We start from the raw sequence: 19,832 nt of genomic DNA, 5'->3' as shown, positions 1-19,832 counted from the left end.
TGGTGGAACAAAGGTGCAAGGGAGGCGGCAAATATTTGCCAGCATGGAAAGTTATGATTGATACTGAATTCAATATTGGCGCACTACAGTTAGCTGCGTTGGATAATCAAGGTGGTGGCAAAGTTGTAATCGGTTTACATGGGTATTTAGATAATGCAGAAAGCTTACGATTGTTAGCGCCTTATCTTCAGTCGTATCGTTTTGTTGCTATTGATCTCGCAGGACACGGCCGATCTTCCCACCGTGCACAAGGTGCACATTACAATCAAGCTGATTATCTGCAAGACTTGTATGCTTTGATAGAATCTCAAGGATGGGATGACGTTATTTTATTAGGGCATTCCCTAGGCGGAATATTAGCGAGCTTATTTGCTGCGCTATTTCCAGAGAAAGTCTCTGCAGTAATAAGTATCGATGCATGTGGACCGCTAACCGAGAGCGAGGAAACTACCGCGACACAACTGCGAGAATCTATTGTTAGTCGTTATGCCAAATCACGTAATAAGTTACGGCTCGTTGAGCTCGAAGATGCGGTGAGAGCGAGATGCAAAATTTCTGATATTCCCGAAGAACACGCGCGTTCAATTTTATCCAGAAATTTAACTCAAGATGCAGGCGGGCACTGCTTTTGGTCTAGCGACCCTAAACTTCGCACAAAATCATCGTTAAGATTGACGGAAAAGCAGGCAGAATCACTAATGCGTGCTATTGTATGCCCTGTACTTTTTATCGGTGCATCCAACAGCTTTAAAAAACTGGCAAGCGTTTTTCCCAAAAGGGAAGCATGGTTCTTAAATGCACAATACGAACAATTAGTAGGCGGCCATCATATTCACATGGAAAATACTGACGATGTAGGGGTATTAATTCGTCATTTTGTTGAGCAATTGTAAATTGCGCCGTTTATTTTCTTTTACACATCCTATACTATTCGCAAGTTATCAGACCAGTTATATAAGTGCAGCTCCCCAAGCGCTTATAAAATAGTATAAGAATAAAGTAGAGGAGGTTTTGGTGGAAAAAACCTGGCTTAAGCATTACGACCCTCGCGTTTCCGCAGAAATTGATGCCGATCGTTATGCATCTGTAGTAGACATTTTCGAGCAGTCGGTAAAGAAGTTCAAGAATAAAGAAGCCTTCATTAATATGGGGCATTCAATCACGTTTGAAGAGTTGGATACCTTATCAGCTCAATTTGCTGCTTATTTACAAGCAAGCGGACTAAAACGCGGTGATGCTGTGGCAATTATGATGCCCAACCTTCTGCAGTATCCTGTTGCCATGTTTGGTATTCTGCGCGCAGGGATGGTTGTGGTTAACGTAAACCCTCTCTATACCGCTCGTGAGTTAAAGCACCAACTCAATGATGCCAATGCCAAAGCCATCGTTATTGTTGAGAACTTCGCCTGTACGTTAGAAGAAGTCATCGCAGAAACAAATCTACAAGAAGTCTTTTTGACAGCTTTAGGCGATATGCTTCCGGCACCTAAGCGCTGGATTGTGAACGCAGTAGTGAAGTACGTTAAAAAGATGGTGCCTTCGTTTAACCTACCTGAAACCACATCGTTTGTGTCGGCGGTGAAAAAAGGGCAGTCGCTGAAATATAATCGTCCAGATATCGATAGTGGCGATTTAGCGTTTCTTCAATATACAGGCGGCACAACGGGAGTTTCTAAAGGTGCCATGCTTACGCACCGCAACATGGTGGCGAACTTAGAGCAAGTGTCAGGTATCTTAGAAACCGTGATTGAAGAAGGCGAAGATTTTGTGGTTACCGCGCTTCCGCTTTACCATATCTTTGCGCTGCTGGCTAACTGCTTAATGTTCGTTAAATATGGTTGCCGTAACTTACTTATCACAAACCCGCGGGATATGCCGGCTTTTGTAAATGAATTAAGCAAATACCCGTTTACCATTTTGCCTGGCGTAAATACTTTATTTAACGGCTTATTAAACACACCTGGATTCAGCGAGCTTGATTTTAGCAAGTTTAAGTTTGGTCTAGGTGGCGGCATGGCCGTTCAGCGCCCTGTTGCAGAGAAGTGGGAAAAGGTTACCAATACCGTGCTTCTTGAAGGCTATGGCCTTACCGAGTGCTCTCCAGTAGTTGCGGTAAATCCACCACAGATTGAAGCGTATAAAGGCGCCATTGGTATGCCTGTGCCTTCTACCGATATCAAGCTTCTTGACGATGATGGTAACCCGGTAGAAAAAGGCGAGCCTGGTGAAATGTGGGTAAAAGGCCCTCAGGTAATGAAAGGGTATTTAAACCGCCCAGAAGCAACAGAGGAAATTCTGAAAGAGGGTTGGCTAGCTACGGGCGACATTGCAACGGTAGATGATGAAGGTTACTTCTATATTGTTGACCGTAAAAAGGATATGATCCTGGTGTCAGGCTTTAATGTGTTTCCTAACGAAATAGAAGAAGTGGCTGCAATGCATGAAAACATTGTAGAGGCGGCTGCGGTTGGGGTTCCTCACGAAGTCAGCGGTGAAGTTGTAAAATTGTTCGTAGTACGAAACAGCGACTCACTCACTGAAAAAGACGTTATCGCGCATTGCCGTAATCACTTAACGGGTTACAAAGTGCCTAAGCAAGTTGTTTTCAAAGACGACTTGCCAAAAACCAATGTAGGTAAAATACTGCGTCGGGAGCTTCGAGACTAATTTCATTGAAATAGTTTTGTGAAAGCCGGCGTAAGCCGGCTTTTTTATTACTGTGCAAAAATATGCAATATCAATTAATTACAACATTTGAACAACTCGAAAAAGTGTGCACTGCCGCACAGCGTCAAGAGGCGGTAGCCTTAGACACCGAATTTGTAAGAACAAAAACCCTTACTCCTCATTTGGGCCTTATACAGCTTTATGATGGCCATCAGCTGGTACTCATCGATCCGCTCGCTATAGGCAATATGCAGCCGTTTGTCGATCTGATGGAAAATACTGAAGTAGTGAAAGTACTGCACTCTTGTTCTGAAGATATCGAGGCTTTCCTTACTGCCTTTGATACGGTACCAACGCCTGTGTTCGACACCCAGCTTGCGGGAAGCATTTTAGACATGGGGCCGTCGCTTGGCTATGCAAAGCTTGTAGAGTTGCTATGTGATATCAGTTTGGATAAAGGGGAATCGCGAACCGATTGGCTAGCCAGACCACTTCGCGAAGCTCAGCTTAGCTACGCAGCGAATGATGTGCTGTATTTATTGCCTTGCTACCAACAGCTAGCCAATAAAGTACAAGCCGCGGGCAAAGTACATTGGATTTACCAGGAAATTGCGTTGCTAGTTGATAAAAAGCGCGCTCAAATGCCTGAAGACTTTGCTTATCTGAGTTTTAAAAACAACTGGCGATTAAACAGCGAACAACTCACTGTGTTACAAGCGTTAGCGGCATGGCGTTTAAATACCGCGCGTAAAAAAGATTTGGCTTTAAATTTCGTTTTTAAAGAAGGGCATTTGTTTGAAGCAGCGCAGCGGCTTATTGACGATAAATCTGGTCTTTCCCGTATTAACGGCGTGAATCATCAGTCGGTACGTCGTTATGGCGATACCATTATCACGCTGATTGAAGAGGCAAGAGCAGAGTACGCGCAAACGCCAGAAAAGCTTAGGCTTCCGGTTGTGTTGCGCTTAATCGATATCGCCAAATACAAGAAAACACTAGCTGAACTTAAAATTATAAGTGAGCAAATCGCGAGAGATAATGGAGTGAATAGTGACGTTATTGCCTCCAAAAAACAGCTTAATCAACTGTTAAAATGGTACTGGTTTTCGGTTGATGAGACCCGCGTACAGGGTTTAATGCCTGATGTACTGTCGACGTGGAGAGAACCATTGTTTCGCTCTCAAGTAACCCGTCTACTTGGCGACGCTCCGGTTTAAATAGTGCTTTAAAAGCAATATGGGTGAGCAGTATTGGCGAGAGACTTATGCTCTCTGGACAATTAAAACAGCATAGTGAACCCAAAAGAACTAAACAAACGAATTAAGAAAGAGTAAAAATTCTATGTTATGCGCAGTTTATAAAACGCGAAAAAAAGACGGTATGTATTTATACGTGCCAAAGAAAGACTATTTCGAAGATGTGCCGGAACCGCTTATGGCTAAGTTTGGTCGGCCAGAATTAGTGACGATCATTGCTTTGGAAAAACGAGAGAAACTTGGCATGGTTGATAAGCAAAAACTTATTAACGAACTCAATGAAAAAGGCTTTTATCTTCAAATGCCGCCAAAAGAAGATAACTTGCTAGAGCAACACCGTGAATCTCTTGGGCTTTCAAAAACGCCCGATAAGAAGTTTTAAATTTCCATGTTATTTAAGATTCTAAATCGCTTGGCTAACCAAATTACCGTTAAAACTAAGCGTAGTAGCCGTAGCTTGTTTCCTCAAACGCGCAATATTGCCCTAGTTTTATCGAGTATAACCTTAAGCTTTTCACTCGCTGTTCATGCCGAAAATCAATCAAGTAATGACAATGGGCTGAGCGAAGAGGGGTTCAAAAGCTACATTGCTCAATTGAAAAAAGAAGCGGCTGAAAAGGGCATAGATAAGACTAAGTTAGACTTGGCGTTTGCCGACATCACTTTCAGGCCCACAGTCGTCAAGTCTGACAAAAGCCAGCCAGAGAAAAAAATAACGTTAGATGATTATTTAGCAACGCGAGTACCCGACTGGAAAGTAAAGCAGGCGGTTGAGCAGTACAATGAACACAAAGTACTGCTTGACGAAATTGCTCAAAAATACGGGGTTCAGGCACGCTTTATTGTTGCGCTATGGGGTAACGAGTCTAACTTTGGTAAAATACAGGGCAACTTCAGCGTGTTGTCTGCACTGGCATCTTTGGCGTATGAAGGACGACGAGAAAAGCTGTTCAAAGATAATTTTTTTGCGGCACTTCAGATACTCGATGAAGGGTATATCGGTGTAGAGGCGCTTAAAGGCTCTTGGGCCGGTGCGATGGGACAAACACAGTTTATGCCCATATCCTTTCTAAATTACGCAGTGGACTACGACGGCGACGGCAGAAAGGATATTTGGGGAACCAAGGCTGATGTATTTGCATCAATCGCGAACTACTTATCCTCTGAAGGATGGGATAATGAGGGAACGTGGGGACGTCAAGTAACGCTAACCAAACCGGTACCTATTTCAGGTTTAGCTAAATCTAACATGAAACCGTTGGCTTTTTGGCAAGAGAACGGCGTTAAACGCTACAACGGAAGTGAACTTCCCAATGCAAATATCAGTGCATCGCTCATTATGCCCGATGGTGAGCAAGGCCGAATTTACTTGGTGTATAACAATTTTCACACACTGATGAAGTGGAACCGCTCGACTTACTTTGGCGTTTCGGTTGGTTATTTATCAGAGCGGATAAAGCGAGGTTACTAATGACTTATCGTCACATCGATTTTCAAGGTAATGAAATAGCGTTACCTACAGGTAAAGTGGTTTGTATAGGTCGAAACTACCTCGATCACATTCAAGAAATGAATTCTACTGTGTCTGAAGCACCGCTATTGTTTATGAAACCGAAGGCAGCTTTGTGTCATATGAATGAGTCTATTGCCATTCCTACCGACAAAGGCGAGTGTCATAACGAACTCGAAGTGTCAGTGCTGCTTAAGTCTCCGCTTAAAAATGCTAGTAATGAAGAGGTCAAAAACGCTATTTGGGGGATTGGGCTTGGCCTCGATTTGACCCTTCGCGAGGTGCAAGCCGAGCTTAAGAAGCAGGGGCAGCCTTGGGAAAGAGCCAAGTCTTTTGACAATAGTGCACCGCTGTCAGGCTTTGTGCCGTTAGACAACGTTAATAACCTAGACGACCTGCATTTTACGTTAACGATAAACGGAGTGGTTAGACAGCAAGGACACACCGAACTCATGCTGCACAAAATCATCCCATTAATCGCCCATATGTCGACTATATTTACGTTAGACCGTGGCGACGTGATTCTTACGGGCACGCCTAAAGGGGTAGGTAAATTGAGCCCGGCAGATAAGGTAGAAGCATCGTTAGATAGCTTGCTCGCTTTAAACACAAAGGTAGTAGCTGGATGACGGTAGCATTTTGGGAAACTAAGTCGTTAGAAGACATGTCCCAACAGGAATGGGAATCGCTTTGTGATGGGTGTGGAAAATGTTGTTTGCAAAAGTTTATTGACGATGACGCGGTAGAAGAATACGAAGTTACCGACCATATCGACGATAATGAAAAGATCCACTATACCAATATTGTGTGCAGGTATTTGAACACTAAAAAGTGTGAGTGTACGCAATATGAAAGACGCACAGAACTTGTACCCGATTGCGTGAAGCTTACCAAAGAAAACCTGAAAGATATTTTCTTTATGCCAAATAGTTGCACCTATCGTCGTCTTTATGAGGGGAGGGGATTACCTTCGTGGCATCCATTGTTAAACAAGGGTAAAAAACACGTGATGCACGCGAAAGGTATGTCGGTACGCAACAAAACCGTGTTCGAAACTGACGTAGATCTTAATCACTTTGAAGACTACATTGCCATCTGGCCGCTGGAGGATATTGATTAAAAGCATGCTACGACAGCATGCTTTTAATCTGTAGTTCTCTTTTTAAACGTTAAAGCGATCGATATTTTTGGCTATGTGCCTTGTTGCATCGCTTACTTTATCGCTAGCGTTTCCAGATTCCTCAATAGTGCCCATAACTTGTTGGCTTAGCGTATTGAGAGAAGAAATATTGTCGTTAAGATTATCGACAACTTGACTTTGCTCTTCGGTGGCAGCAGCGATTTGGTAGATGCGATCGTTCGCACTTATTACTGAATTAGATACAGTATCTAGTCGTTCTTTAAGTGTTGCAGAAATCTCGACAACCTCTTCCATTTGCGATGAACCTGCTTCGATTGCGGTTACTGCTTCTTCTACCCCCTTGTTAAGATTAGAAAGCATTTCGTTAATATCTGTTGTTGCTTGTTGAGAGCGGTTGGCCAGTGATCTCACTTCATCCGCCACGACTGCAAACCCACGCCCTTGCTCACCCGCTCTAGCCGCTTCAATTGCAGCATTTAATGCAAGCAAGTTAGTCTGTTCTGAGATACCGCTAATGACGCCAAGCAGAGAAGAAATTTCTTTTGTTTCTTTTTCCAGTTTCTGTATGACATTGCTTGCTTGGCGTATAACGTCGTTTGTTTTCGCGATACTGTCTGTGGACAGCGTGACGGCACTTTTACTATTTTCAGCATCATTGTTTGCTGTTTGAGTGTCAGTAGACGCAACTTGTGTGTTGTCTGCGACTTCTCGTAGAGCATGGCTTAGCTGGTTTACTGCCGTTGCAATTTGATCAAGGTTGCTTTTCTGCTGTGTTGAGATTTGCGTTACAGCGCTAGAAGAAGCGTTCATCTCTCTTTCTGCTTGTGCAAGCGATGTAACGTCACTTTTAATAAACGATATTAGACGCTGTAAATTGTCCATCAAGCCATTAAACGAGTGGGCAACGTCTGTTATTTCATCACGCCCATTTGTTTTAATTCTCTGTGTAAGGTCACCTTCGCCTTGGCTTATCGAGTCCAGCATATATTTTAACGTATCGATGCGCTTTGTAATGAGTCTTGGCCCCATGACGATGGTCAATACACACGCAATGACTGCAAGTGCTAATGCAACGAGAAGGTAAAGCGTTTGACTATCACTGGTGCTTAGACTGGTCTGTGCGGTTTTGTCTGAGAGCTGTTTGACTGATTCGCCAACGCGATCGAAATTTTCTCTTAACGCTTCGAAAACAGGCATGCCGTTATTGTGGTATTCACTGGCTCCGTTACGCACATCTCCAGAGCGAACTAATTCAAATATTTTCGTATTTAAATTTGTCCACCGTTCAAAGTCTTGTTTATAAGATGACGCTTCCGCGCTTACTTCTGGATATTCTTTTGTAAGCGTGAGCACTTTTTCCATGCGGTCTTTGGCTTGCTGGACATTCTCTTCATAATCTTTAGTTAAGGCTGGAATTAGGTTCTGTTGGTTAAGCTGCGCTGCGAGCATGATGTCCAATATCGCCGAATGAGCTTGATAAAGATCCCTATCAGCATTCAACGCGGCGCTTATCGATTGGCTAAACACTGAAGATAATGTGTTTGTATTGCTGGATAGGAATCTAGCATTTGTAATACTTAAAAAGCTAACAATTAAGAGGAGAAATGCAACAAAACCGGTAGGTACTGCGAGCTTTTTGCGTATTGTTAAATTGTCAAAGTTTAGCATGTAAACCACTGTAGATGATGAAAAAGAACTGCCAACTAAAGCGAGCAATCCTAAAGTTTATTCATGCTTTACATGCTAGATGGTTATGATAGCTAAATCGATTAGACTTTATGTTAGGTGTAATATCCCACAGTGCTCATCGGGCTACATCCACTTTTTATACAAAAGGACAAGAGTGTAATCCAAGAGACTACTTTATACTCCGCTTACTTTTTACTATTTCGATTAAGTAAGGTTTCAGATGAAGAAACTTAGCACTATTGTCGTATTTTTATCTTCTGCAATGGCAGTCGCTCCATTGAGCATCGACGCAAAGGAATTCGAATTTGATTACAGTGGGTCGTATAGAGTGCGTTACGAAACTTTGAATAACCCAATCTTTCCAACAACCGAAGAAGTACGTTCAAAAACCAACGAACGTATTTCAACGCGAATCAGACTTAAAGGTGAAGCAAAGTACGGCAATTGGGAAGGCGCTGTTGAGATAGAAGATTCACGAGCTTATCTAGATGATAACGATCCAACGCTTAAGTCTTCACAGGTCAACACGCTTGAGCCTGTGCAATTCTACCTTTCATATAAAGGGATAAGTGAACACATTGATAGTGTAACCGTAGGTCGAGTTACCCTCGACCACGGAAGCCGCCGTTTAATGGCACGTACGCGATTTCGTAATGCAACAAGTAGTTTTGAAGGCGCGGTAATCGACTCTCGCTGGAACGACTGGAGTGTCAGAAGTTTTTATTTGTTGCCAGTATCGCGTTTTCCTGTAGATACAGCGTCAATAGATGATAATAAACGCGCGTTCGACAAGAGTTTCAGTAATAGAAAGTTCTTTGGTATTTATGCAGAGTCGTCAGATAAAGCGTGGAAAATTCACAGCTATTGGCTTAAAGAATCAGATTCTGCCGATCTTAATACTAAAAACAGAGATTTGTTTACCTTCTCTGTAGATCATACTAGAGAATTTTCAGAGGGATGGAAATATAACATTGAGGCAATAGGGCAAACGGGTCATGCGCGTCAATCTACTTCTTCAGCAGATATAACCGATAGAGACGTTAAAGCGTGGATGATACATAGCCATTTAGGAAAACAAATAAGCGATAGTACATTTTTGAGAGCCGAAATTGACGCAGCAAGCGGTGATAGTGATGCCAACGATGATACCATACACGCCTTTGATTCATTGTATGGACTTCGACGCTTCGACTACGGCCCTACTGATGTATATCAAACGTTTCCTCGCAGTAATATATTAGCTCCCGGATTAAGAAGTGTGACTAAGCTCGATGGTTTGCATAACATCATGATTGGTTATAAAGCGCTGTGGCTTCAAAAAGTAGCAAGTGGCGATGAAGATTTTTTAGGACATCAACTCGAATTCCGTTGGCGATATCAAGCGTTTAAACCGCTACGATTAGAGTTGGGTGGGGCTTATCTAGCGAAAGGCGATGCATTAGACAGTGGCGCATATTCAGACGATGCTATGTATGCGTATACGGCGTTGATGTACACATTCTAAATATTCAAATAGCCGCTTAAAATTACAATATTCTAGGCGGCCTAGCTTTCATTAATGAGGGCGTAAAGAAGCGCGTCTCTGCCAAATACACGTTTTCTGCACAACCCTTCTTTTATTCCACCAATGCGCTCAGCAACGCGAATACTTGCCTTGTTGTTTGGCTCTACAAAACATTCTAGTCGGTGCAGATTCATTTGCGAAAATGCAAGCTTTTTCAGTGCTTCACATAGCGCTGTTGCTAAACCCCTTCCGCAAGCATCGGACCTTAACCAATAGCCAAGGTTAGCGGTGAGGTGTGTATGGTGAATATGATTAATGATACCCATACCTAAACATTTATCCTCGTGAATTAGCAAATAGGTAAGTCCGTACCCTGAATCACGGGCCTTTTCCATATCGCCAATGCATTGTTTGGACAGCGCAGGCGTTACAGGACAAACCGCAGAGCCAAACCAAGGTTTTACGTGGTGAATGGAATGCTGACCCGCTTCACAAAGCGCATAGCAGTGTTTCTCTGCAATGCGCTGAATGGAAATAGGGCCTTGTTCCGTATGTATAGGAGGAAGACGAGAGGGCAAAATAGATAAATCGATCAAAAGGGTTTCTTATCCAATAATCGACAGGCAAATACAACCGCAAACACAGCAAAGTAAGTAGCAAAGATAATCTGCATCCACTCTGCCATACCCATAGACAAAAACTGCCAAGAGTCTTCTAAACAATCACCTTCAGCGGCAAAAACAGCAGGTAGCCACTCGTGAAGTTGTAGCCACGAAGGGAAGTTCGGCACTATTTCACAGCTGGCAAAAAATGGGTTCGCTGCGTTTAGAATACCTACGTGTTCTTTAGCAATTAAGAAGCCCCATCCTGCAGAAACTGCCCAACCCGCGAAGCCCAGCATGCGCGTTAAACCATTATTCTTCATTACAACAATAAGTGCTGACAGCACGATGCCGTACATCGCTGTTCGTTGATAAATACACATAATGCAGGGTTTTAAACCCATGCCGTACTGAAAGTAAAGGGCGGCAATTTCTAGTGTTAATGATGTGGCAAAAAGCACAAGCCATGAAGACTTGTGCTCTGCCCACTGGCTAATGCTGTGAATGATACCGCGCATAGATTAATGGCCTACCGCTTGAGCACCCGCTTCTGCAGCGGTGTGGTGTTCGATAAGGTGCATGTCATATAGCACCTGCGTGGCGTCGGCAAGTCCGATATACGTTGCCAACAGACCTACGATGGTCAGCACGATGGTATAAGGTAAAGCCATTATGACCATGCGGCCGTATGACAAACGAAGTAAAGGTGCAATGGCTGATGTTAGCAAGAACAAGAAAGCCGCTTGACCGTTTGGCGTAGCAACGCTTGGTAAGTTGGTTCCCGTGTTAATGGCTACCGCAAGCATGTCGTACTGGTCGCGAGTAATTTGTCCTGCTTGCAGAGCAGCCGTTACCTCAGTGATATACACCGAGCCTACAAATACGTTGTCACTCACCATCGAAAGCACACCGTTGGCAAGATAGAACATGACCATTTGTGTTTCACCTTCGAACGACAATACCCAATGGATTACTGGCTGGAAAAGGCCTTGGTCAATTATAACCGCCACTACACCAAAGAAAACGCAAAGTAGAGCGGCAAAAGGCAGTGCCTCTTCAAACGCTTTGCCTAATGCGTGTTCTTCAATTACACCGCTCATTGAGGTTGCAAGGACAATAACAGATAAGCCAATGAGACCAACCGATGCCATGTGCGTAGCCAGGCCGACAATTAACCATACCCCGATAAGTGCCTGCACGACCAATTTCGCGGTTTCACGTTTGCTGCGGCCTTTGTCCATGTGCTCGTTATAGTCGACCAAAATTTGTCTAACCGCTGAAGGTAATTTGGCTCCGTAAGAAAACATTCCAGTTTTTTCTAACACTACGGTTGTTAACAGGCCAAATACAAACACTGGCAATGTGACGGGCGCCATGCGGATAAAGAACTCTACAAAGTCCCAACCAGCTTTGTCAGCAATAATTAAGTTCTGTGGTTCGCCTACCATGGTCATTACGCCGCCAAGTGCAGTCCCGACAGCTGAATGCATCATGAGGTTGCGAAGAAATGCTCTGAAATCTTCTAAGTCATGGCTTCCTAGTTCGTCGTCGCTGGTGTGATCGTGATCAGAGTGAAACTCCTTGCCCGACGCCACTTTGTGATAGATAGAGTAGAAACCCAAGCCTACACTGATGATGACTGCAACCACTGTTAAGGCATCGAGAAATGCTGATAAAAACGCAGACGCAAAAATAAACGAAAGCGATAAAATCAATTTGTTACGAACTTTAATCACCAGCTTGGTGAATAAGTACATTAGCAGGTCTTTCATAAAATAAATGCCTGCTACCATAAATACTAGCAGTAACAATACTTCTAAGTTCACTTCAATTTCATGCATCATGTGACCAGGAGACGTCATTCCTATGAACATTGCTTCAATGAGAAGAAGGCCGCCCGGTTGAAGAGGATAACACTTCAGCGCCATCGCTAAGGTAAATATGAATTGGATTACAAGTGTCCAGCCAGCAATGTATGGATCCACCATGAAGATGAAGGGATTAACAATGAGAAAGGCAATAATAGTTTTTTTGTACCAGTCGGGCGCATGTCCCAGGAAGTTCTTATAGATCGCCGCGATCATTGAGGTTTGCATGAGTTCCTGTTCCTTTTACAACAAAGCACGCATTTTGCGCATCTTTATACTGTGGAGTTCCGGTTATTGCATACATAAACAGCTGTAGCTGTACGATTCAATTCGATTAACCGCCGTTTTGTTGCTGTCATTATAGTCGGAAATTAAGCGTACATGATATTAACGCCTTGAGAAAGCAATTCACAGACCCCACCATGTGAAAGTCACTGAATATTTATCACTTTTTGAGGGGTAAATATCATTGGACTTAAAAATGTAGATTATTTTGAACGCAAAACGTACAAGTGTTGCTTTGCAGCGTTTGAAACAACCCTAAAGTTTTTAAAAAATTGTTAAAAGCTTTAGTGGACGAAACATAATTCATTGTGATAATAAAACACCATCTGGTACAATCAGTTGTAAAATAACAAGAACGTGCAGGCGATTAGTTATGATTTATAAGGCACAGAGTCCAGCTGGATTCGCCGAAGAGTATATTGTCGAATCTATCTGGAGTGGAAGGTTCCCACCTGGCACCATTTTGCCTGCAGAAAGAGAGCTTTCTGAGTTAATTGGTGTAACGCGAACCACGTTGCGAGAAGTGCTACAGCGTTTGGCACGTGATGGCTGGTTGACCATTCAGCACGGCAAGCCAACCAAGGTAAATAATTTTTGGGAAACATGCGGTCTTAATATCCTCGAAACGCTAGCTCGTTTGGATCAAGAAGGCATTCCTGAACTTGTTGATAATTTGCTTGCAGCGCGTACCAACTTAAGTGCTGTTTTCATTCGTGGTGCCATTCGTAACAACCCTCAAGCTTCTGCAGATATCATCGCTCGATACAAAAATGTAGAGCAAGAAGGTTTGGCATTCGCGCAATTCGATTATCAGATGACCCACGACTTAGCGCTTGCTTCGAATAACAACGTATTTGTTCTTATGATGAACGGCTTCCGAGGCCTTTATTCGCGTATTGGCGGCTATTTCTTCTCTCACCAGCAGGCGCGGGATATTGCTATGAAGTATTACGCAGATCTTCTCGAAGTGGCCCAGAAAGGTGAATACGATAGGGTACCTGTTGTTGTAAGAAAGTATGGTATAGAAAGTGGCGAAGTGTGGCAGGCCATTCGTGATGACATGCCCAAGGATTTAGTTGACTAAGCACTTATCGTCAAAGGCCGTTAGTTTCAAGCTATCAGCTTAGATATTGAACTGCGAAAGCGCCGCAATGTTACTACATATGCGGCGTTTTTTGTGTGCCTCTCTTGATGCTTATTTGCCAACTCATCGCTGCGGACCACGGTTTCAAATATCTTGTAACATTTTATCTTGTTGTCAAACGCCCTTGCGCTTGCTAATGCTAGACCCTTGATGGTTTTTGTATATACTCAAGCTACTTATAGGTTCAGCTTTGTTTGATTGTCTATCGATTAGTTCAATTGGAAAAAACTCGATTTTCTTCAACTATGGGCTTTAAACAAAGCGCTAATAAAAGTAGACAACAGGAATAATAATGAAATATCCATGGATAGCGCTTGCTGCAGCTGGTTTGTTATCAGGCTGTGGTGTCGAAAATAAAACTGAACATTCTCAACAAGTGGCTGTTAGTGCAGCTCCATCGATTATGCTAAATACCCAAGTAAGTGCGCCCGTGGCGAAAAAAGTGCCTCATGAAATGACGGCGCACGGCGTCACCCGTAATGATAATTACTATTGGATGCGCGACGATTCACGCACCGATAAAGAGATACTGGCGCATTTAGAGCAGGAAAACAGCTATGTAGAAACAGTACTTGCGCCGCTTAAAGAAACTCGTGAGGCGCTTTATGAAGAGCTGGTTTCTCGAGTTGAAAAAGACGATTCTACCGTTCCAGTTTTCGACAATGGCTACTGGTACTACACCCGCTATTCAGGGGAAAACGAATATCCTGTTTATCTAAGAAAGCCTTCCCTTGATGCTGAACCGCAAGTGTTGCTCGATGCAAACCTTATGTCTGAAGGGCACGACTATTTCAGCATTGGTAGCTACTCGGTGAGCAGTAATAATACGCTGATGGCGTATTCTGAAGACACGCTTAGTCGTCGCATTTATTCAATATATGTGAAAAACCTGGAAAGCGACAAAAAGCTAAACGATGTGCTCGAGGGCACGTCAGGCAGCGCTGTATGGGCGAACGACAACAAACATTTATTTTATGTGAAAAAAGACCCGCAAACGCTTTTAGGCTATCAAGTGTATCGCCATAAACTGGGTACGTCTCAGGAAGATGATAAGTTAGTTTACGAAGAAAGCGATCCTACGTTTTATACCTATATCAGTAAAAGCAAAGATGACAGTGTCGTTTATATTCATCATTCCAACACTGACAAAACCGGCGTGACTTTGATTGATGCAAACAACCCAACGTCTCAACCAGACGTATTCCTACCTATTAAAGATGGGCAGGAATATAGCGTAGCAAAAGCAAGTGACGGTTATTACGTTTTAACTAATATTGATGCCAAAAACTTCAGAGTGATGAAAGCGCCGCTTGACGCCACTAATGACATTTCAAAATGGCAAGAAGTGGTACCACATCGTCCAGACGTGTTCCTTCAAAGCATAGAGGTGATGAAAAATCACTTAGTGGTGAAAGAGAAAGAAAACGGCATGCTGCGCATGGTTGTTCATAACCTGACGTCGAATGAAGAACAGGTTATCCCTACACAAGATCCAGTTTATGGTGCTTACTTCAATGACAACTCTGAAATGGACACCAATAAGCTTAGAATCTATTACAGCTCGTTGACCACGCCAGGCTCTATTATTGATATTAATTTAGATACCCTGGAAAGTGAAGTAATGAAGCAAACCCGAGTGTCTGACACATTCGACTCTTCAGTATACGCGTCAGAGCGAGTGATGATTGAGGCACGAGATGGTGCAATGGTCCCAGTTTCATTGGTTTATCGTAAAGATAAGTTTAAGAAAGATGGCACTAACCCACTGTATCAATATGCTTATGGTTCGTATGGAGCAACTATTGAGCCTACGTTCAGAAGTAGTTGGCTATCTTTGATAGACAGAGGTTTTGTGGTTGCGATTGCGCACCTTCGCGGCGGACAAATGCTAGGACGTGAGTGGTATGAAGACGGTAAAATGCATCAAAAAATGAATACCTTTACTGATTTCATTGACGTAACTAAAAGCCTGGTGGCGAAACAATACGCGGATAGAGACCGCGTGTTTGCCATGGGCGGAAGCGCAGGTGGTTTGCTTATGGGGGCAGTAGTGAATATGGCACCTGAGCTTTACAAAGGGGTGAGTGCTCACGTGCCGTTTGTTGATGTGGTAACTACCATGAGCGATGCGTCTATTCCTTTGACCACCGGGGAATATACCGAGTGGGGCAACCCAGCGAACAAAGAGGAGTTTAATTATATGCTCTCTTACTCGCCTTACGACCAGGTAGAAGCTAAAGATTATCCACATATGCTAGTGACGACTGGATTGCACGACTCGCAAGTTCAATACTTCGAGCCTATGAAGTGGGTGGCGAAACTAAGAGAGTATAAAACAGACGACAACTTACTGCTGTTTAAGACAGACATGGAGGCGGGGCACGGCGGCGCGTCAGGGCGCTTTAAGCGTTTTGAATCAACAGCTTTGGAATACGCTTTTGTTTTGCATCTAGCAGGTGTGCCACTCTAATTCGACGCTGATTTTTTGAATCTAGCTTTTGTTTTTAGGCCCGAATAAGTCACTACTTTTCGGGCTTTTTAATTTTTTTGTGTTTTTAGTATGCGGATTCTAATCGTTGAACGTACAGTGTATTCATGGTGTTGAAATACACTCTCATTTAGCATTCATAGGAGCTGAACATGACTACTACTGACACAATTAAAGGCAAAATTAACGAAGCTGAAGAAATGGCGCGTAAAATTTGGTTAGCAGGCCTTGGCGCTTATGGTAAGAGCGTTGAAGAAGCACAGGGGCGTTACGAGAAGTTAAGCGAAGAAGCGAGTAAAATGTTTGACGAGCTCGTAACCAAAGGTGAAACGCTTGAAGACGACGCTAAGAGCAAGTTTAAATCGACCACTAACGATGTAGAAAACCGTGTGGCTGATGTTCGTAAAAAGCTTGGTCTTGATTCTGAGCCTGCTGACCAGCGTATCGAAGAGCTTTCAGCAAAAATCGATGCGTTAACTGAAGCTGTTGCTAAACTGGCAGCAAGCAAGTAAAACAATAAGTATTTTGGGCATCGACCGTGGTGCCCGAAATGCAGCTTTCATTGGGTCCTTTTAATTAAAATGGGTTAATAGAAAGCTACCGTAGAGTGACAGCAGAAAGCAGGAGTACAACTCCAGCGTTGTTTAAACACGTCGTTTTTACTGTCATGCTTACTAAATCTCCATATTGGAGGCGTTATGAGCAACAAAAATATCCCTAATCCGGAAGCTATGCCTGTTGTCCAAAGAGAATCGACAACGTTAAATGGTACCACCGCTTCACCGCTAAAATCGTCCCCCTTGTTTGGATGGCTTTTTGCTGGTTCCGACCTATTATCTGCGAAACTGGATCAAGCTGCAGGCGTAGTAAGCCAGAAGATTGATAACACACACGAAACCATCAATGCTATGCAAGCTAAAGGCATGGAAGTGGAGAGTGAACTCAGACGTACGCTTAATCCATTCAACTTAGTTGATACTGCTCAGAAGCTGGTAGCATCAACGCCTTTATTTTCGGCATTATCAGGCGGTCAAAAACGTCAACAGAAAGAGCAGCAGCTTGAATTGTTGAGTGCAAAAGTGGACTTGCTTGTAGAGCAGGTAGCTCTTTTAGCGGCGAAAGAGGCGGCGAAAAAAGCCGAAGCGATAAGTACTGCCAGTAAGGCAGCTGCCCCTAAGGGAGCAGCCTCTAAAGGTGCCTCAGCGAAGTTAACTACGACTTCATCAACTACTACCAGCACCCGCAAACCGAGTACAGCAAAAACAACCGCTTCATCGTCTAGTTCGACTAAAAAGGCTGCAACCGGAACGGCTAATAAGCGCACTGCCGCAAAGTCAACGGCAGCTAAAAGTACAGCACGTAAAACAACGGCTAGTACCAAAACTACACCGGCCAAAAGCACGGCTAAAAGTACACCGGCTTCGTCTGAAACCACTAAGAACGACGAGTAGAAGCACTGAGTATTTTAGCGAGTGGTGCACTTCGGAGTTGAATTCACGGTTGGAGTTGGTTTAGCAGTAAATTATACATATGAAAGTATCGGCGGTGCTGCCGGAATTAACCGATATTCCGAAAACTCATGGGCTTCGATGAAGTCTTCTTACGATTACAATGTTAGAAGGTTGCGCAGAACCTTTGAGTTAAATCGCCTATAACTTTAGCTGGCCTCCTTTTCTAGTAGGAGGCCACAATTACTCGGAATGATAATGAACTACAAAGCATTTTTGGTCGCATGTGTATGTCTTCCTTGCGCAATCTACTCTGACGGTTTTGTTGAGCAATATAGAAGTTCTGTTCCTGAAAACATTCTTTTGAGCACGGCTTTGTACTCAATGCCTAATTTTATTTCGGTATTTTTTGTTTTTTTGCCATTTATGTTTACTAAATACGCTTTCAAGAAAATATTGCTAGGATTAATTCTTGGTACAATAGTCTATGAGTTTATGCAGGCTAAGTTAGACTGGGGAACAACAGACTATATGGATATTATGTTTACAATCTTGGCTGGTTTGATATCAGTGTTGGTATACAAATCGCTGATATATATGAAAGTATTGCAAAGTGAATAACATTAAAATTTAACCCATTGAGCACGAATTCAACTCTCTATTGCACTGTTTATACTCACAAATTCAGGGAGTAGCACTCTCTTGTTAAACTCAGGGTTGATAAAAGGCCCTCAAAAAAGACCCTAAGCACCGCTTAATTTATACTCATTACCTACTAGTTGTTTTTCGCCCACAAATTCTGATGTTTTTTGAAGCTAAAAAAATCATAGGGTTCCCAAAAACTTGGTACTAAATCGTCAAGTGCGTCTGAAGTAAAATTGCTCGACAGTTGACGCATAATTTCGCTTAGCCTTTCTTTCCCCACGCGCATGAGTTTCTTTCTGTTTGCTGGAAAATAAAGGTTTCTTCCTTTGGGAATAATTTCTTGTGTACCGCCAGTAATATATTTTTGATTTCTGGTTACGATTCTACATAAAGGCTCAGCAGGGTTAGCAGGGTTAAGCCCAATCACTATTGCACACTCGTATTGGTCTTTTTCTTGGCCTTTTTCATTTATTGGTATGTAAGTAATGCCGAATCCCTGCGGGAAGTATCCAACAAGCTCAACAAAGTCCTGCGCTAATTGTTTATCCAACCCGCCTTTTTTCGCTAGCTGTTCAATGACCAGGTAGCCTTTTGGTAGGCTCATACGCGAGTAGTCAGGTTTAGTTGAAAGTACAATCGAAACATAAATTTGAGGGATTTTTATAATTTCTCCCAAGCCCGTTTTCGACACAAACGCATCTTTAACCAGATGCAGCAAAAATTCACTGGCTTCATGATGGGTTTGAATAAAACGGTCTCTTTCATCTTTATTGTTTCCTATATACTTAGGCTGGCCTAACCCTTGAGATAAGTACCTTAAAGTGAAATGATAGTTGAGCTTCAGCAGGTCTTTTCGCTGTGATTCTTCTAACAGACGAAATTCATCTAAGTCGCCATTTTCCCCTTTTAAAATGGTGAGAGCAGCAGGGCTTAGCAGGCCAATATCTTGAAGTAATGCTGCGGTAATTAGCGGCCGCCCCAGCTCAGTTTTCCATTTATCTCGCCAATAACGGTTTCCTCGAAAGCGAGACGCAGCTTCGCGATACTTCGACAAATACTTGTGAGCAATGGTGTCTCGCTCTAAAAGCCTGTCGACCAAACGCAATGTTAGAACGGCTTTGTACAGCGGTTTTAAGCGTATGTGTACACGGGAAAAGTTGCCTTCCGACCCTTTTGTGAGCAGCATAAGTGTACCGAGTAATTTGGCGCTGAGCTGTTGCGTTTCTTGCCAGTTATCACCCTCACAAAGCTCGATAATTTTGGTGCTTACAGCGTCAAGGCGTTCTAGTCTTGCTAAGCGCTCTTCTTCAAGCTTCTCCGTGCTATTCGCTATTTGTTGAGTAAGTTGCTCTGCAAGTGTCTCTTTACTTTTATTCCCTTCAATTTTCTTCAACTTTGCTTTTAAATCTTCAATGTGCTGCTCGAAGGGCGGGGTAAGCGAAAAATAGTGACTAGCATCCTCGAACACCGAACCGTAACCCGTTTCTTGAGGATGAATCATATTAATAAGTTGTTTTACTTGTTGTGTGTAAATGCTATCGGGGTTCTTGCTTTGTGCGCTCACCGTTATCCTTTCAAATGATGC

Annotated in this window: 18 protein-coding genes; 13 read left to right on the top strand and 5 right to left on the bottom strand. The window is 43.1% G+C overall.

What is annotated here, in order from left to right:
• The first annotated feature begins 53 nt into the window (after nt 1-53).
• The 7 genes from V7R42_RS12090 (at nt 54) to V7R42_RS12060 (ending at nt 6,553) form a co-directional block, all read left to right on the top strand.
• Complete coding sequence (locus V7R42_RS12090; RefSeq protein ID WP_334020478.1) at nt 54-893, top strand: alpha/beta fold hydrolase; 840 nt, start codon at nt 54-56, stop codon at nt 891-893.
• A gap of 121 nt (nt 894-1,014) precedes the next feature.
• Nucleotides 1,015-2,667 carry a long-chain-fatty-acid--CoA ligase FadD gene (gene fadD / locus V7R42_RS12085; protein WP_334020477.1) on the top strand — a complete coding sequence of 551 codons (1,653 nt, stop codon included), beginning with the start codon at nt 1,015-1,017 and terminating at the stop codon, nt 2,665-2,667.
• Nucleotides 2,668-2,729: 62 nt separating this feature from the next.
• On the top strand, nt 2,730-3,884 hold the full coding sequence (gene rnd / locus V7R42_RS12080) for a ribonuclease D (protein ID WP_334020476.1): 1,155 nt from the start codon (nt 2,730-2,732) through the stop codon (nt 3,882-3,884).
• A 124-nt stretch (nt 3,885-4,008) separates the two neighbouring features.
• Complete coding sequence (locus V7R42_RS12075; protein ID WP_334020475.1) at nt 4,009-4,305, top strand: YcgL domain-containing protein; 297 nt, start codon at nt 4,009-4,011, stop codon at nt 4,303-4,305.
• A gap of 6 nt (nt 4,306-4,311) precedes the next feature.
• Entirely contained in the window at nt 4,312-5,394 is a 1,083-nt protein-coding gene (locus tag V7R42_RS12070; protein ID WP_334020474.1) for a lytic murein transglycosylase, read from the top strand.
• Nucleotides 5,394-6,062 carry a fumarylacetoacetate hydrolase family protein gene (locus V7R42_RS12065; RefSeq protein ID WP_334020473.1) on the top strand — a complete coding sequence of 223 codons (669 nt, stop codon included), beginning with the start codon at nt 5,394-5,396 and terminating at the stop codon, nt 6,060-6,062. Before V7R42_RS12070 ends, V7R42_RS12065 begins: the two co-directional genes overlap by 1 nt.
• Nucleotides 6,059-6,553 carry a YcgN family cysteine cluster protein gene (locus V7R42_RS12060; protein ID WP_334020472.1) on the top strand — a complete coding sequence of 165 codons (495 nt, stop codon included), beginning with the start codon at nt 6,059-6,061 and terminating at the stop codon, nt 6,551-6,553. The genes V7R42_RS12065 and V7R42_RS12060 overlap by 4 nt, the downstream gene beginning before the upstream one ends.
• 42 nt (nt 6,554-6,595) lie before the next feature.
• On the opposite strand, the gene V7R42_RS12055 is transcribed toward V7R42_RS12060, so the two are convergent.
• A complete protein-coding gene (locus tag V7R42_RS12055; RefSeq protein ID WP_334020471.1) occupies nt 6,596-8,242 on the bottom strand; it encodes a methyl-accepting chemotaxis protein in 1,647 nt (548 codons plus the stop codon).
• A gap of 241 nt (nt 8,243-8,483) precedes the next feature.
• Between V7R42_RS12055 and V7R42_RS12050 the strand changes: the two genes are divergently transcribed.
• Nucleotides 8,484-9,767, top strand: a complete 1,284-nt coding sequence (locus V7R42_RS12050) for an alginate export family protein (RefSeq protein ID WP_334020470.1) — start codon at nt 8,484-8,486, stop codon at nt 9,765-9,767.
• 41 nt (nt 9,768-9,808) lie between these two features.
• Here V7R42_RS12050 and V7R42_RS12045 read toward each other — a convergent pair whose 3' ends face one another.
• The 3 genes from V7R42_RS12045 to nhaB are packed head-to-tail and all read right to left on the bottom strand — an operon-like array spanning nt 9,809 to nt 12,465.
• Nucleotides 9,809-10,363, bottom strand: coding sequence for a GNAT family N-acetyltransferase (locus V7R42_RS12045; RefSeq protein ID WP_334020468.1), 555 nt, complete (start codon nt 10,361-10,363; stop codon nt 9,809-9,811).
• On the bottom strand, nt 10,360-10,887 hold the full coding sequence (gene dsbB, locus V7R42_RS12040; RefSeq protein WP_334020467.1) for a disulfide bond formation protein DsbB: 528 nt from the start codon (nt 10,885-10,887) through the stop codon (nt 10,360-10,362). The genes V7R42_RS12045 and dsbB overlap by 4 nt, the downstream gene beginning before the upstream one ends.
• 3 nt (nt 10,888-10,890) lie before the next feature.
• Complete coding sequence (nhaB, locus tag V7R42_RS12035; RefSeq protein WP_334020466.1) at nt 10,891-12,465, bottom strand: sodium/proton antiporter NhaB; 1,575 nt, start codon at nt 12,463-12,465, stop codon at nt 10,891-10,893.
• A 430-nt stretch (nt 12,466-12,895) separates the two neighbouring features.
• Between nhaB and fadR the strand changes: the two genes are divergently transcribed.
• From fadR to V7R42_RS12010, 5 genes are all read left to right on the top strand, one after another.
• Nucleotides 12,896-13,606, top strand: coding sequence for a fatty acid metabolism transcriptional regulator FadR (gene fadR, locus V7R42_RS12030; protein ID WP_334020465.1), 711 nt, complete (start codon nt 12,896-12,898; stop codon nt 13,604-13,606).
• Nucleotides 13,607-13,958: 352 nt separating this feature from the next.
• A complete protein-coding gene (locus V7R42_RS12025; RefSeq protein WP_334020464.1) occupies nt 13,959-16,136 on the top strand; it encodes a S9 family peptidase in 2,178 nt (725 codons plus the stop codon).
• Nucleotides 16,137-16,306: 170 nt separating this feature from the next.
• Entirely contained in the window at nt 16,307-16,666 is a 360-nt protein-coding gene (locus V7R42_RS12020; RefSeq protein WP_039222766.1) for a phasin-related domain-containing protein, read from the top strand.
• 186 nt (nt 16,667-16,852) lie between these two features.
• Nucleotides 16,853-17,605, top strand: coding sequence for a hypothetical protein (locus tag V7R42_RS12015; RefSeq protein ID WP_334020462.1), 753 nt, complete (start codon nt 16,853-16,855; stop codon nt 17,603-17,605).
• Between the two features lie 255 nt (nt 17,606-17,860).
• Nucleotides 17,861-18,223, top strand: coding sequence for a hypothetical protein (locus V7R42_RS12010; protein WP_334020461.1), 363 nt, complete (start codon nt 17,861-17,863; stop codon nt 18,221-18,223).
• Nucleotides 18,224-18,377: 154 nt separating this feature from the next.
• On the opposite strand, the gene V7R42_RS12005 is transcribed toward V7R42_RS12010, so the two are convergent.
• Nucleotides 18,378-19,811 carry a hypothetical protein gene (locus tag V7R42_RS12005; protein ID WP_334020459.1) on the bottom strand — a complete coding sequence of 478 codons (1,434 nt, stop codon included), beginning with the start codon at nt 19,809-19,811 and terminating at the stop codon, nt 18,378-18,380.
• Between the last annotated feature and the right edge of the window lie 21 nt (nt 19,812-19,832).

Source organism: Alteromonas sp. S015, from assembly GCF_036864485.1.
GTDB lineage: Bacteria > Pseudomonadota > Gammaproteobacteria > Enterobacterales > Alteromonadaceae > Alteromonas.
Note: the sequence above shows the minus strand (reverse complement) of the source record. Positions and strands in the feature narration are given on the sequence as shown.